The following is a 14,333-nucleotide window of genomic DNA, read 5'->3' on the forward strand; positions in this document are numbered from 1 at the left end:
TGGTCGCGGTGGCCGCGGGGGGGGGCCACGACACCGGCGGCATGACGCACGGCACCGGCAGCAGTTCAGCGGCGGGCGCCTCGCCCTCGGCCGGCGCCACCTTCAACGACGCGGACGTGATGTTCGCCCAGATGATGATCCCGCACCACCAGCAGGCGGTCACGATGGCCGACCTGGCCCCGACGCGCGCGAGCGACACCGAACTGAAGGATCTGGCCGCCAGGATCAAGGCGGCGCAGGATCCGGAGATCACCACCATGAAGGGGTGGCTCACGGCCTGGGGCAAGCCCACCGACCTGCCCGGCGACCACAGCATGCCCGAGATGAGCGCCACGCCCGGGCACGACATGCCGGGGATGACCTCGGGGATGCCCGGCATGATGTCCGAGCAGCAGATGAAGGATCTCGCGGCCGCGAACGGCGCAGCCTTCGACAAGATGTTCGCCGAGATGATGATCGCCCACCACGACGGCGCCATCGACATGGCCAAGACCGAGCAGGCCGACGGCCGCAACCCCGAGGCCAAGGCGCTCGCCGCCAGGATCGCGGCGGATCAGGCCACCGAGGTGCAGACCCTGCGGAAGATCCTCGACCGCCTGTAGACGGCCGGGTGCGGCCGGTCCCGGCCTCGGCGTCGGGACCGGCCGCACCGCCACGACACCTGACGTACCCTGACCGGCACGAAGGGAGAGCACGTGGCGGAACTGGGCAAACTCGAGTCGGCAGTGATGGACGTCCTGTGGCGTGCCCCCGAGCCCGTGCTCGTACGCGACGTCCTCGACGCGGTGACCACCGACCGGGCCCTGGCGTACACGACAGTCCTCACCGTGCTGGACAACCTGCACCGCAAGGGCTGGGCCGTACGGGAGAAGGACGGCAAGGCCTACCGCTACCGTGCCGCCGGCACCCGCGAGGAGATCATCGCGCGGACACTGCGCCGGGTAGTCGAGACGAGCACCCATCCCGACCTGGTGCTCCTGCACTTCGCCCGGTCCGCCTCCGACCACGAACTGCACATCCTGCGGCAGGTCCTCGACGAGCGGGAGTCCGGGGCGTGAGCCTCGCGCTCGCCCTCGTCACCGGCGCGGCGCTGGTCGCCTGCTGCGGCCCCGCCGTGCTGCGGTTGTGCTTCCGGCACGTCGCCGACCCCGTCGCGATGCTGCTCGGCTGGCTCGGCCTGATCGTCGCGGTGACCGCCACCTTCGTCCTCGCCACCGTGATGCTCCTCGCCCCGGGCAGCACCCGGCGGTGGGCGCTGCACGACCTCGCCCGCATCTGCTGGCACTGGGCGCAACCCAGCCGGCCGCCCGCCGTCGACGAGATCGCCGGGGCGGCCGCAGCGCTGGTCCTGCTGGTCGTGCTCGCCCGGTTCACGGCGACCTGCGCCCGCCGGGCCCTGCGCGCCCACCGTGCTCACCGCGCCCACGCCGACCTGCTCACGCTGGCCGGCGGCCCGTCGGAGCGCGGCGAGGCGGCGGTGCTGTGGATCCCCCACCCGACCCCGATGGCCTACAGCCTCGGCGGATCCCGCGGGCTGACGGTCCTGGCCAGCGCCGCCGGTGACCTGCCGGCGGACCAGCTCGCCGCGGTGCTCAGCCACGAGCGGGCACACCTGCGAGAACGCCACCACCTCCTGGTGGCCGCCGTGGAAGGGCTCGCGGCCGCCGTACCGTGGCTGCCCCTGACCCGCCAGGCGCCTGCGGCCGTGCGCCTGCTCGTCGAACTGCGCGCCGACGCCGCCGCCGTCCGCGAGTGCGGCCCGACCGCCGTACGCGACGCGCTGCTGACCTTCGCCGGCGCGCCGCACCCGCCGTCCGCACTGTCGATGGCCGGCGACGACGTGGCCATCCGGCTCCAGCGCCTCCAGGGGCGCCGCCCGCACCGCCGCAACCTGCTCGCCCGCGCCGTGCTCGCCTCGACCGCCCTGGCCGCCCCTCTGGGCGCCGGCGTGGTCACCGGCATCCTGTTCTGCCTGTAGACCCCGGGACCGCCCCGGCGGCGCGGGCGCGACCTACGTGCCGGCGTTCACCAGGATCGCGGTGGTCAGCAGGACGGCCACCATCAGCACCGCCTCCGCCAGCACCGTGCGGCGCAGGCGACGCATGCCGTCCGGGGCGGGATCGTCCAGCCGGGGGACCACCCGCCTGCTGTTGTAGAGCCCGACGAGGGCCACGACCGCCACCAACGCGACCTTGACCAGGAGCATCCGTCCCCAACCGGTGCTCACCAGGTGAGCCGGCCGGTCCAGGATCGCCACCGTCAACGCGGCACCGGCGACGCCCGTGAGCGTCACCGCCGCGATGGCCGGAACGGAGAACCGCACCGCCATCTCGGCCGCGCCCGTCGGCACACCGAGGCGCGCACGCCCCAGCAGCAGCGCCGCCAGGAGCAGAACCCCGCCGACCCACACCGACGCGGCGACCGTGTGCGCGACGTCCGCCGCCACGACGATGGCCCGTGGCCGGGCGGTGACGGTGTGCCCGTCGAACAGGAACGAACCGACCAGCAGCGCCACCGTGACGCCGAGGAGCACCGGCCGGACCGCTCGCGCGCGGATCCGTTGCGTCTCGTCGCCGCTCGCGTCAGCGGCGGGCGGCACGACCAGGGGGCGAGGGGCGGTCGGGATCGCGGCGACTGTGGCCACGGCGTGCCGCCCGGCCGCGTGCCGGCCCCGGATCAGCGCCGCCTCCAGGGAACCGGCCACGAGCAACCCGGCCGCGCCGGCGAACCGCAGACCCAGCCCGGCGGCCACCGGCGTACGGCCGAGCGCGGTCAGCGCCTGCACGCTGACCGCCGAGGCGAGACCGTCCTCGCCGAACACCGCCGCCAGCGCCGCGAGTTCGAGCACCACGCCGGCCGCCACCGTCAGCCCGGCGGCCCGCACCCAGACCTGGACCAGCCGGATGTCGCTGCGCGTCCCCACCAGTGTGGTCAGCGCGAAGACGAGACCGCCCACGCCGAGCAGGATCGCCCCGTAGGACAGCCAGCGCCCCGCCGTGCCGACCAGCCGCACCGGACCCTGGTCGGCGTCGGCGGTGTGACCCACCGCGTGAGCGCCGGAGTGGGGCGGTGGAGACGCCGACGGAACGCCCGGTCCACCGTGACCGGCGTGCCCCTGCGCACCGGCGGTGGGCCGAGGCGTGGCGGTCGCGCCCGGCGGCGCGGCGGCCGGGACCACGGTGAACGTGACGTCGCCGGTCAGCGGATGGGCGTCCGGGGCGGCCACGCTCCAGCGCAGCGTGAACTTCCCGTCGGTCAACGCCGCGGAGGGGTGGACCAGCCACGTACGGCCCCCGTCGGGGGTGTGAGTGGTCACCGGAACGGCAGCACCCTCGCGGGAGAGCTTGAAGCCGGCCGCTGTGGGCGTGCCGGGGGCGCTGAACGTCAGCCGGATCTCCGCGACCGCGCCGTCCACGCGCGCGCCGTCCGCCGGTACGACCTTGAGCAGCTTGAAGTGCGCGGCGGCGGGCGACGCGAAGCCGAGCACCACGAACACGGCGGGGCACAGCGCCAGCCACCCCAGCAGCACCCACCGGGCCACGCCGCGCGCCGGCAACCGATGACGCCGCGGGACTGGCACCGCTGATCCCTTCGTCGGGGAGACCTGGACCCGACGCCCATCGCTCCGACCTGATGCGGTCGCCATCCTAGGGGAACTACTAACTATTGGTAGTAGAGCGCCGGCGTGATCAACGTCGTGGCCGAGCGGCGCGGTTCCGGTGTCGCCGGGCCGAATGCGGACCGGAACCCGTCACGTCGTCGATCCCGGAGGCGGACGGTACGCTGCGCTGCCTCGTCGAGTACGGCCGTGCACGGATGCTGGGCCATCGGTGGTTCACCTGACCGGCGTGCGCTCCAGGGCGCGCTTGTCCGGCTTCCCGCTTGGCGCCACCGGGACCCGGTCGATCGGCTGGATCGTCCGCGGGACCGACGCCTCGCCCAGCGCCTCCGCCACCATCGCGCGCAGCCGTTCGGCGTCCGGCACGCAACCGGCGGCCGGCACCACGTACGCGTGCACCGCCTCCCCGGTCACGTCGTCGGGACGGCCGACGACGTACGCCTCGGCGACTGTCGGGTCGGCGGCGAGGACCCGCTCGATCGGGCCGGCGTACACCAGGTTGGCCTGCACGATGACGACGTCCCGGATCCGGCCGAGCAGGTGCAGGTAGCCGTCGCCGTCCAGCCGGGCCAGGTCGCGGGTGCGGACCCAGCCGTCCACGAACACCTCGGCGGTCTCGACCGGATCGTTCCAGTAGGCGGCGGCCTGCGCCGGCGTCCGGACGAACAGTTCTCCCTCGGTGGCGGGACGGCCGTCGGCGTCCCGGATGGACAGCGTGGTCACCGGGGGAGGGCGGCCGACCGAGGCGAGCGCGGCCGGGTACGCCAGCATCTCGCCCGGCGTCACCATCGTGATCATGCCGGTCTCGGTCTGGCCGTAGCCGTGGAAGACGACGGGGCCGAGCACGTCGAGCGCCTCGGCGAGCCGGCCCGGTGGGAGCGGGGATCCGGAGACCAGCAGGGCCCGCAGGCTGCTCAGGTCGGCCGGATCGGTGCGCTGGTCCCGCACGAGCTGGTTCAGCTTGCCCACGGTGATCACGCTCGCGGTCGCCCGGTGCCGGGCGATCATGCCCGGGAGACCCGGGGGCCGGGCCGCGACCAGGGTGCCGCCGGCGGCCAGGGTGAGGATGCCGTATTCCAGCATCACCTGGCTGCTCAGCGAACCGAAGACGAGGTAACGCTGGAGCCGGGTGGCGAGGTCCGCGACCGCCGGCGGCCAGAGATCCGGGTACGGCGCCCAGGCCGCGCTCATCGCCGCGTACGTCTGCGCGCAGCCCTTCGGACTGCCGGTGCTGCCGCTGGTCCAGATGATCCGGGCGACGTCCTCCGGGCGTCCGGCCGCGACCAGCGGCCTTCCGTCGTCGGGGGTGCGTGCCAGTTCGGCGACCCGGGCGTCGTCGACCAGCAGCGTGTTGCCGCCGAGCTGCCAGGCGCGGTGGGCCGGGGTCAGGTCGGGGCGGATCCCGGAGACCCGGGCGCCGACCGCGAACGCCGCGATGATCGTCGCGAACGCCTCCGCGGTGACGCCGAGCCGCAGGGCCACCCCGACGCCGGGCCCCGCGCCGGCGGCCCGGAGGCCGGCCGCGATGCGGCGGACCATCCGGTACGTCTGGGCCGTGGTGACGGTCCGGTCGCCGTCCTCGAAGACGGGCCGGTCGTCGCCGGCGGCGAGCAGGTCCAGTACGGGCTGCGGCCAGACCTCAGCCGGCATCGGAGAGCACGCCCTTGACGAAGAGCACGAGCGGCTGGTGGTGGACGTCCGGCAGGTTCCAGTGGTTCTCCAGGTTCTCCGCGAGGTGGTGCACGGCGACGACCCGGCCGCCGCGGTGGACCCGGACGACCGGGTGCAGGTAGCTGGCGTCGTGCGCGTGCGCGGCGTCGTTCTCGGCGATCCGCGGCACCGTGATGTCGAACGGGTCGACCTGGTCGTGGTCCGGCCCGTACTCCAGCGTGACCACGAACGCGAACGGTTCCGGGCCCAGGCCGCCGTCGTGCAGGTACGCGACCGGCACCTCCTCGTGGTACCGCGCGGTGTCGCCGGAGATGACGACGACGTCACCGAGGACGGCGAACTGCTGCCACAACGCCGAGGTGCGGTTGATCCGCGCGATGATCGCGTCGGTGATCGTCTCCGGGGTGACCTCCAGTGGCGTGGCCGGCCAGGGCGTGTCGTGGTGGCGGGCGTCGAGGATCCGGTGCAGGGCCCGCACGCCGTACCGGAAGCCGTGGATGAACCCGTTCGTCGAGCGCTTGAAGTCGCGCTGCTGGGTGAGGGTGCCGGCGAAGTACAGGCCGGGGACGCTCACCGACTCGTACGCCGAGGTCTGCTCGGGGAAGCGGTCGTTGATGACGAGCCGGGGCCGGGCGGACGGGTCGAAGATGCTCGCGTCGAACCGGAATCCGGTGCAGAGGATCACCCGGTCGTAGTCGATCTGCCGGATCGCCTCGACCGTGCGGGCGTACCGGAAGTCGATCCGGTAGCCGCCGTCGTCGCGCCGGGCGATCCGCTCCACGGTGCCGTCGAGGACCGCGTTCTGCGACTTGAGCTGGTACGTGTCGAGGAAGTTGTTGTTCACCGCACGCAGGTGCCCGACGTAGTGCGACTGCCACGCCAGCTTGACCGAGTGCGGGCCGGCGACGTGGATGACAGCGGCGGTCTCGACGAGCGCGTCGGCGGTCTCGAAGGCGGAGTTGCCCTTGCCGATGATGAGGACGCGCTGGTCGGTGAAGTCGTCCGGGTCGACGCTGACCGTGTCGTACCGTTCGGCGAGTTCGGCGCCCGCGATCGGCGGCACGTACAGCTGGGAGACGCCGGTGGCGACGACCACACGGCGGGCGGTGAGGGTGTCGTCGCCGGCGTGGACGGTGAACAGGTCGCCGTCGCGCGCGACCCGGGACACCCGGGTGTCGTACCTGACCCGCAGGCCGCGGGCGACGTCCGCGAGGTAGCGCACCAGGTCCGCGGCGTCCGGGAAGTAGCGCCGGCTGTAGTTCTTGAACAGCAGCGCCGAATCGTCGGTGAGCAGTGAGTTCCAGTCCGCGCGCAGATTGAACTCCGGGTCGTCGGAACCGGTCCACACCTTGTTGATCGAGATGAGTTGCCGGTGCCGGGGGTAGGTGGTGAAGAACGTGCCCGGCGCCGGGCCGGCTTCCAGGACCAGGTGGTCGCGGCCGTCGCGCTCGAGCAGGTGAGCGAGCTGCAACCCGGCCGGTCCGGCTCCGATGATCAGATAGTCGAGCGTCATGCGCCGCAACGTAGCGACCCGATCTCAGAGCGTTCTGAGAATTCGTCTCTAGGGTGCGATCGCATGACGACAGAGGTGGACTTCGATGTCCCACTGCGGATCGCCGATCTCCGCGCCGCCCGTGACCCGATCAAAGTCGTGGTCGGACCGCAGGTCCGCGACCGGGTCACGGCCGCCCGTACGTTCCTGTCCACCGTGCTCGGCGACGACCGCGCGGTGTACGGCGCCACCACCGGCTTCGGCGCCCTCGTCGGGTACGCGGGCCGCGCCGACCTGCGCGACCAGGCCGACAACACGCTCGCCCACCTCGGCGCCGGTCAGGGCCCGGACCTCGATCCGGAGGTGGTCCGCGCGACGCTGCTGCTGCGGGCCGCGTCGCTGGCCCGCGGCGCGTCGGGTGTGTCCCCGCACGTGATCGACGCCCTCGCGGCGATGCTCGCGACCACGTTCGTCCCCGCGATGCCCCGGCTGGGCTCGGTCGGCGCCAGCGGTGACCTGATCCCGCTCGGCGCGGCCGCCCAGGCGTTGCGGGGCCGCGGCCACGCCTACCTGGACGGGGTGCGGATGCCCGCGGCCGAGGCGCTGAAGCGGGCCGGGCTCGAACCGCTGCCGCTGGACGGCCGGGACGCCCTCGCCCTGGTCAACGGCACATCCCTGACCACGGCGGCGACGGCGCTGGCGCTGGACACGGTCCGCGCCGCGCACCGGGCGGTCCAGGTGCTCACCTGCCTGCTCGCCGATCTGCTCGGCAGCGACACGCAGTTCCTCGACGCCCGGCTGCTGCGCGCGTACGGCCATCCGGGCACGGTCGACGTGGGCGCGCGGATGCGCCGGGTCAGCGACGGACTCGTCGCGTCCGGCCGACGTCCGTTGCAGGAGCCGTACAGCATCCGGTGCACGCCGCAACTGCTCGGCGCCGCCGAGGACGCCCTGCGCTACGTCGACGCCGTCGTCGCGGCCGACCTCGCGAGCGTCACCGACAACCCGCTGTTCTTTCCCGACGACGACCTCGTGGTGCACGGCGGCAACTTCTTCGGGCAGCCGGCCGCGTTCGCCGCCGACGTGCTGTCGATGGTCACGGCGCAGGTCGGCAACCTCGCCGAACGGCAACTGGACCTGCTCGTCGACCCGGACCGCAACGGCGGCCTGCCGCCGATGCTGGCCGCCGGGCCGGGCCGGCAGCACGGGCTCCAGGGGGTGCAGCTGGCGTCGACCGCGTTGATCACCGAGATCCGCCGGGACACCATGCCCGCGAGCATGCAGAGCGTGCCGACCAACCTGCACAACCAGGACGTCGTCCCGCTCGGCACCCAGGCCGCGCTGCGGGCACTGGACCAGGCCCGGCTGCTGCACCTCGTCGTCGGGTCGCTCGCGCTGGGGCTGCGCCAGGCCGCGTACGTCGGGGCGCGTGAGCCGACCGCGTCCGGCTGCGCCGGGGCGCTCGCGGCGGTGGCCGCCGTCGTACCGCCGGTCGACCCGGACCGGCCGCTGGACGGTGACGTGCGGCGCGCGGCCGACGTGATCGCGGATTTCTCCGTTTCTTTCTCCTGAGAGTGGGCGCACATGACGCTTGACTACCTGATCGTCGGGGCCGGGCCGGCGGGCCTGCAACTCGCGGCTCTGCTGGAGGCCGACGGCAAGCGCGACTACCTGGTCCTGGAACAGGCGGACATCCCGGGGGCGTTCTTCGCCACCTTTCCCCGCCACCGGCAACTGATCTCCATCAACAAGCCGCACACCGGCTCGGACGACCCGGAGCTGAACCTGCGGCTGGACTGGAACTCACTGCTCAGCGACGACCCGGCACTGCGGTTCACCGGCTACACGGAACGGTACTTCCCCGACGCCGACGTGATGCTCCGCTACCTGGCGGACTTCGCCGCGAAGACGGGGGTGCGGGTCCGGTACGGCTGCCGGGTGACGTCGATCGGCAAGGTCGACGGGGTGTTCGAGGTCCGGGCGGGGGAGGAGGTCTTCCGGGCGCGCCGGCTGGTCGTCGCCACCGGCGTCTCCCAGCCGTACCGGCCGGAGATCCCCGGGCTGGAACTCGCCGAACAGTACGCGGAGATGTCCGTCGACCCGCGCGACTACCTGGACCAGAAGGTGCTGATCATCGGCAAGGGGAACTCCGCGTTCGAGACCGCGGACAACCTCATGGAGACCACCACGCTGATCCACCTCGCCGGGCCGAGTTCGGTGCGGATGGCCTGGCGCACGCACTACGTGGGGCACCTGCGCGCGGTGAACAACAACTTCCTGGACACGTACCAGCTCAAGTCGGCGAACGCGATCCTCGACGGCGACGTCAGGCGGATCGAGCGCGACGGTGCCGGTTACAAGGTGACGTTCTCGTTCTCCCGCGCCGACGAGGTGGTCAAGGAGCTGTGGTACGACCGGGTGCTCGCCTGCACCGGGTTCGCCTTCGACGCGTCCGTCTTCGACGACACCTGCCGTCCGGAACTCGCGATCCGGGACCGCTTCCCGGCGCAAACCCCCGAGTGGGAGTCGGTGAACGTGCCCGGCCTCTACTTCGCCGGCACGATCAGCCAGGAACGGGACTTCAAACGCTCGACGAGCGGGTTCATCCACGGTTTCCGGTACGCCGTCCGGGCGCTGCACCGGATCCTGGAGCGACGGTACGGGGACACGCCGTGGCCGGCGGAGAAGCTGGACGCCACCGGCGAGTCGATCGCCGACGCCGTCGTCGCGCGGGTCAACCGCACCTCCGCCCTGTGGCAGCAGTTCGGCTTCCTCGGCGACGTGGTCACGGTGGCCGGATCCGACGCGCGTTACCACGACGAGGTGCCGGTCGAGTACTTCACCGGCACCGGCCTGCGTACCGCTGACCACGACTACACCGACGCCTTCGTCGTGACGCTCGAGTACGGGCCCGAGCACGACCAGGTGGATCCGTTCGACGTCACAGTCAGCCGGGTCGCCCAGGACGTCCCCGGCCAGGCCCACGACGCCGCCTACCTGCATCCGGTCGTCCGCCACCACCGGGCGGGCCGGGTCGTCGCCACGCACCACCTCGCGGAGAACCTGGAGAACCGGTGGGATCGGCCGGAGACCCACGTCGCGCCGCTGGTCGCGTTCGTCGACCGCTGCCTGAGCGGCGTCGAGGGCTGAGATGCGTCCGCTGGACGGCACCGCGCTGGACGGCCCGGCGCTGAACCTGGCCGAGCTGGCCGCCGACGCGCGGGGCCGCCTGGACCCGGTGCACTGGGACTTCTTCACCGGTGGGGCCGGCGAGGAACGCACGGTCCGCGCCAACGAGGCGGCGTTCGCCCGGCGCTACCTGGTGCCCCGCGTCCTGCGCGGCGCGGGCCGGCGCGACCTGGGGACCTCGCTGCTCGGCACGCGGATCTCGATGCCGGTGCTGATCGCGCCGACCGCGTTCCACCGGCTGGCCCACCCCGAGGGCGAGGTCGCCACCGCGCGCGCCGCCGCCGAGGCGGGCACGATCATGGTGGTCAGCATGGCGGCCACCCGGCCGGTCGAGCAGATCGCCGCCGCCGGCGGGCCGCTGTGGTTCCAGCTCTACCCGCAGGCGGATCTCGACTTCACCGCGTCGGTGGTGCGGCGGGCGGAGGCGGCCGGCTGCACCGCCCTGGTCGTCACCGTCGACTCACCCGTGTTCGGCCGGCGGGAACGCGATCTGCGGCACGGCTTCGCCGACCTGCCGCCGGGGATGGCCTGCGAGAACATGCGCGACGCGAGCGGCCGGGTGCGCGACATCGGGATGGACGCCGGGCTGGACTGGGCCCGGATCGCCTGGCTGCGCGAGGTCACCACGCTGCCGATCCTGCTGAAGGGGGTGCTGCATCCCGCTGACGCGGCGCTGGCCGTCTCGTACGGTCTCGACGGTCTGCTGGTCTCCAACCACGGCGGCCGGCAGCTCGACGGGGCGCTCGCCACCCTGGACGCGTTGCCGGCCGTCGTCGAGGCGGTCGGCGGGCGGCTGCCGGTGCTGCTCGACGGCGGCGTTCGCCGGGGAACCGACGTCCTGGTGGCGCTGGCGCTCGGCGCGAGCGCGGTGCTGGTCGGCCGCCCGGTGCTGTGGGGGCTCGCGGTGGGCGGCGCCGCCGGGGTGCGCCACGTGCTCGGCCTGCTGCACGCCGACCTCGACCGGGCGCTGGCGCTGGCCGGCGTCACCGGTCCGGCCGACCTGCGCGGTGACCTGGTCGCCACGGTGGCATGCGGATGAACGTCCTGATCGCACTGCCGGTCCTGGCGGGGATCGCGTGGACCGTCCCGTACTGGCTGCCCCGGACCGTGGTCCGGCTGCGGGAGTGGGTGTTCGTCAAGGTCAACGGCGTCGAGGGCGTACCGGTGCCGGGCCCCACCGTCGGCATGGAGCACTTCGAGCGGGTGTACGCCGATCCGGCGGCGGACGGGCGCAGCCGGGGAGCCGGGTTGTCGGACCTGTTCTGGTACTGGCTGGCGCCCGGGCCGCACATGCACCAGGAACATCTGGAGCCGGGGGAGCGCTACCGGACCGTGGCCGCCACGACCCGGCGGGTGCTCGCGGTACGCCGCCAGGGCTGCGACGACCTCGCGACCGCCGCCACCCGGCGGGTGCTCGACCGGTTGCCGGCCGGCCGGACCAGCCACGTACGGCTGCGCGACCTGATGATGCCGGTCTGGGCCGACGTCTACTACGAACTCGTCTTCGGTGAGGTGTGTCCCCCTGACGCGCGGGCGTTGATCGTCGCCAACGCCGACGACGTGGTCAACGGGCTCAAGTGCACCGGCCTGCGGCACATGCGGCGGCGCGACCGGCTGACCGCCTATCTGCGCGACCGGATCGAGGCGGGTACCTGCCCGGTGACGCTGCCGCCGCCGTTCACCGCGCAGGAGACGGCCTGGTATCTCCAGGGCGCCTTCTTCAACACCGCCGTGGTGCAGATGTCCGAGGCGATGGCGCACGTGCTGCTCGCCCTCGCCACACATCCCGATCTCCAGCGAGGACTCGACGACGACGAGGCGCTGGACCGGGTGATCGACGAGACGCTGCGGGTGCATCCGCTCTTCGGCGTGGCGCACCGGATCACGTCGGCGCCGATCACGCTGCCCACCGGCGTGTCCCTGCCCGCCGGGACCGTACTGCTCTTCAACTATCTGGCGTTCCACCGCGGCGGAGCCGCCGGGGACGACCGGTTCGACCCGGACCGGTGGCTGACGCTCAGGCGCGGCGACGCGCACTTCATCCCGTACGGGGTCACCGCGAACCGGGCCTGCCCGGCCCGCGGCGTCGCGCCGGTGATGCTGCGCGCCGCGACCCGCGAGGTGCTGCGCCGGTACGTCCTGACCTCTTCGGCCTCGCACACCCGCTCGCTGCCCAGCCGCGGTCCGGCGTATCTGACTCCGGCCGGGTGCACCGGTCCGGGGCGGCTGCGGCTGGCCGCGATGCGGTCGCGGGACCGGTGGGCCGACGTGGGCCGCAGCGTCCGGCAACTGGTGTTCGGCACCTGGATGGTGCTCGACGCCCGCCGGCAGCGGTTGTGCACCGACTACTTCGAGAGGGCGGTCCGATGACACCAACGGAGCTGGCGCCGCGGTTCTTCATCGCGGTCACGGTGATCCTGATCTTCTGCAAGGGGGTCGCCTGGCTGCTCGGCAAGGCGGGCCAGCCCGCCGTGGTCAGCGAGATGCTCGCCGGCGTGCTGCTCGGCCCGTCGCTGCTCGGGCTCCTCCTGCCGGACGTGCAGAACGCCCTGTTCCCGGCCCCGCTGCTGCCGGTCCTCTACGTGGTGGGTCAGGTGGGCCTGGTGCTGTTCATGTTCCAGGCCGGGTACGCGTTCAGCGCCCACCGGGTCACCGGGCTGGCCGGCACCGCCGGCGTGATCTCACTGGCCGGGGTCACCGCGCCGCTCGTGCTGGGGGTGCTGCTGGTGCTGGTGACGGCGGGCGCCGTGCCGATCCGGGCCGACGGGACGTCACTCGGGGTCTCGGCCGCGTTCGTCGGCGTCGCGCTGGCCATCACCGCGTTCCCGATGCTGGCCCGGATCATCACCGAGCACGGGCACGCCGGTACCCGGCACGGCACGCTCTCCCTGGCCAGCGGCGCGATCGACGACATGGCCGCCTGGATCATGCTGGCGGCCGTCCTGGCGTTCGCCTCCGGCGAGGCCGGCCCCGCGATCGTCACCGCCGGTGGAGCGGTCCTGTTCGGACTGCTGCTCTGGCTCGGCGGCCGCGCGGTCACCTCCACGTTGATGACCCACCGCGCCCTGGGCGACCGCGCCCGGCTGCTCGGCACCGTCGCCCTGCTGTTCCTGGTCGCCTGGTACACCGACGAGATCGGGCTGTACGCGGTCTTCGGCGCGTTCGCGGTCGGCGTGGTGATGCCCCGCACCGACAACACCGACCGGGTCGTGGACACGCTCACCCCGGTCGCCGCGACGCTCTTCCTGCCGTTGTTCTTCACCTACTCGGGGCTGCGCACGGAGTTCGGGCTGCTCGGTTCGCTGCCGGTGCTGCTGTTCGCGCTGGCCTGCGTGGCGGTGGCGATCGCCGGCAAGTTCGGTGCCTGCTGGGCGGCGGCGAGGCTCCGAGGTGAGCCGTCCGGTGTGGCGCTGCGGGTCGGCGCGCTGATGAACGCCCGCGGCCTGATGCAGCTCATCGCGCTGAACGTCGGGTTGGAGGCGGGCATCGTCAACCCGTCCCTGTTCACCGTGCTGGTGCTGGTCGCGCTGGTCACCACGCTGATGACGACGCCGGCGCTGAGCTGGATCGAGCGCCGGGAGGCGCAACGGCCCGACGACGTCCGCACGCCCGCGCTGGCGGTTTCAGATAGTTGAAGATGCAAATACCGATGGTTGCATCGACTAGCATCTATGAGATCGTTAACACATGCGGGGCGGAAGATCGAACCGGCTGCTGCTGGTCGAGGACGACGCGGATCTGACCGAGATGCTCACCGAGACGCTGGGTCACGAAGGCTACCTGGTCGACCGGGCCTTCGACGGCCAGCGCGGGCTGCATCTCGGGCTGACCCGCTCGTACGACGTGATGGTCATCGACCGGATGCTGCCGGCGCTCGACGGCCTCGACCTGGTCGCCCGGCTGCGCGCCCGGGCGGTCCCGTCCCGGACCCTGATGCTCACCGCGCTCGGCACCGTCGACGACCGGATCGCCGGGCTGGACGCGGGCGCCGACGACTACCTGGTCAAGCCCTTCGACCTCGACGAACTGAGCGCGCGGGTGCGGGCGCTGTGCCGGCGTACGCCCGAGCCGACCGACGTGCTGCGCATCGGTGCCGGGGTGCTCGACCTCGGGCCACGCGAAGCTGTGCTGCCCGACGGCACCCGGGTGGCCCTGTCCACCCGTGAGTTCGAGCTGCTGCGTGTGCTGGCGGCCCGGCCGAACACGGTGCATCCCCGCGCGGTGCTGCGCCGCAAGGTCTTCGAGGAGGCCGCGGCGGCGTCGATAGTCGACACCTACGTCTACTACCTGCGGCGCAAACTCGGCCGCGCGGCGGTACGCACCGTGCACGGCCTCGGCTACCGCCTCGGCACGCTCTGATGG

At 73.0% G+C, this 14,333-nt stretch carries 12 protein-coding genes; 9 read left to right on the forward strand and 3 right to left on the reverse strand.

What is annotated here, in order from left to right; all coding sequences use genetic code 11:
* Positions 1–8 precede the first annotated feature (8 nt).
* From M8C11_RS06030 to M8C11_RS06040, 3 genes are all read left to right on the forward strand, one after another.
* Entirely contained in the window at positions 9–602 is a 594-nt protein-coding gene (locus tag M8C11_RS06030; RefSeq protein ID WP_252449003.1) for a DUF305 domain-containing protein, read from the forward strand.
* 93 nt (positions 603–695) lie between these two features.
* Positions 696–1,058, forward strand: a complete 363-nt coding sequence (locus tag M8C11_RS06035) for a BlaI/MecI/CopY family transcriptional regulator (RefSeq protein ID WP_252448705.1) — start codon at positions 696–698, stop codon at positions 1,056–1,058.
* The gene (locus tag M8C11_RS06040; protein ID WP_252448706.1) at positions 1,055–1,978 is read left to right on the forward strand and encodes a M56 family metallopeptidase; all 924 of its coding nucleotides are present in this window, start codon (positions 1,055–1,057) and stop codon (positions 1,976–1,978) included. The genes M8C11_RS06035 and M8C11_RS06040 overlap by 4 nt, the downstream gene beginning before the upstream one ends.
* A 33-nt stretch (positions 1,979–2,011) precedes the next feature.
* Here M8C11_RS06040 and M8C11_RS06045 read toward each other — a convergent pair whose 3' ends face one another.
* The 3 genes from M8C11_RS06045 to M8C11_RS06055 form a co-directional block, all read right to left on the reverse strand.
* The gene (locus tag M8C11_RS06045; protein WP_252448707.1) at positions 2,012–3,580 is read right to left on the reverse strand and encodes a CopD family protein; all 1,569 of its coding nucleotides are present in this window, start codon (positions 3,578–3,580) and stop codon (positions 2,012–2,014) included.
* A 255-nt stretch (positions 3,581–3,835) separates the two neighbouring features.
* Entirely contained in the window at positions 3,836–5,269 is a 1,434-nt protein-coding gene (locus M8C11_RS06050) for a class I adenylate-forming enzyme family protein (protein ID WP_252448708.1), read from the reverse strand.
* Positions 5,259–6,803: an NAD(P)-binding domain-containing protein gene (locus tag M8C11_RS06055; protein ID WP_252448709.1), complete on the reverse strand. Its 1,545-nt coding sequence runs from the start codon at positions 6,801–6,803 to the stop codon at positions 5,259–5,261. The genes M8C11_RS06050 and M8C11_RS06055 overlap by 11 nt, the downstream gene beginning before the upstream one ends.
* Positions 6,804–6,866: 63 nt before the next feature.
* Here M8C11_RS06055 and M8C11_RS06060 point away from each other — a divergent pair, with 63 nt between their 5' ends.
* Genes M8C11_RS06060 through M8C11_RS06085 form a run of 6 tightly spaced genes read left to right on the forward strand, consistent with a single transcriptional unit; the run spans position 6,867 to position 14,330 of the window.
* Positions 6,867–8,354 (forward strand): aromatic amino acid ammonia-lyase, encoded by a 1,488-nt coding sequence (locus tag M8C11_RS06060; RefSeq protein ID WP_252448710.1) that lies wholly within the window; start codon positions 6,867–6,869, stop codon positions 8,352–8,354.
* A gap of 12 nt (positions 8,355–8,366) precedes the next feature.
* Positions 8,367–9,932, forward strand: coding sequence for an NAD(P)-binding domain-containing protein (locus M8C11_RS06065; protein WP_252448711.1), 1,566 nt, complete (start codon positions 8,367–8,369; stop codon positions 9,930–9,932).
* 1 nt (position 9,933) lies between these two features.
* A complete protein-coding gene (locus M8C11_RS06070) occupies positions 9,934–11,010 on the forward strand; it encodes an alpha-hydroxy acid oxidase (protein ID WP_252448712.1) in 1,077 nt (358 codons plus the stop codon).
* Positions 11,007–12,341, forward strand: coding sequence for a cytochrome P450 (locus M8C11_RS06075; RefSeq protein WP_252448713.1), 1,335 nt, complete (start codon positions 11,007–11,009; stop codon positions 12,339–12,341). The genes M8C11_RS06070 and M8C11_RS06075 overlap by 4 nt, the downstream gene beginning before the upstream one ends.
* Complete coding sequence (locus tag M8C11_RS06080) at positions 12,338–13,606, forward strand: cation:proton antiporter (protein WP_252448714.1); 1,269 nt, start codon at positions 12,338–12,340, stop codon at positions 13,604–13,606. Before M8C11_RS06075 ends, M8C11_RS06080 begins: the two co-directional genes overlap by 4 nt.
* Before the next feature lie 52 nt (positions 13,607–13,658).
* The gene (locus M8C11_RS06085; RefSeq protein WP_120570405.1) at positions 13,659–14,330 is read left to right on the forward strand and encodes a response regulator transcription factor; all 672 of its coding nucleotides are present in this window, start codon (positions 13,659–13,661) and stop codon (positions 14,328–14,330) included.
* The last annotated feature ends 3 nt before the right edge of the window (positions 14,331–14,333 follow it).

This window comes from Micromonospora sp. CPM1, from assembly GCF_023896895.1.
Taxonomy (GTDB): domain Bacteria; phylum Actinomycetota; class Actinomycetes; order Mycobacteriales; family Micromonosporaceae; genus Micromonospora; species Micromonospora tulbaghiae.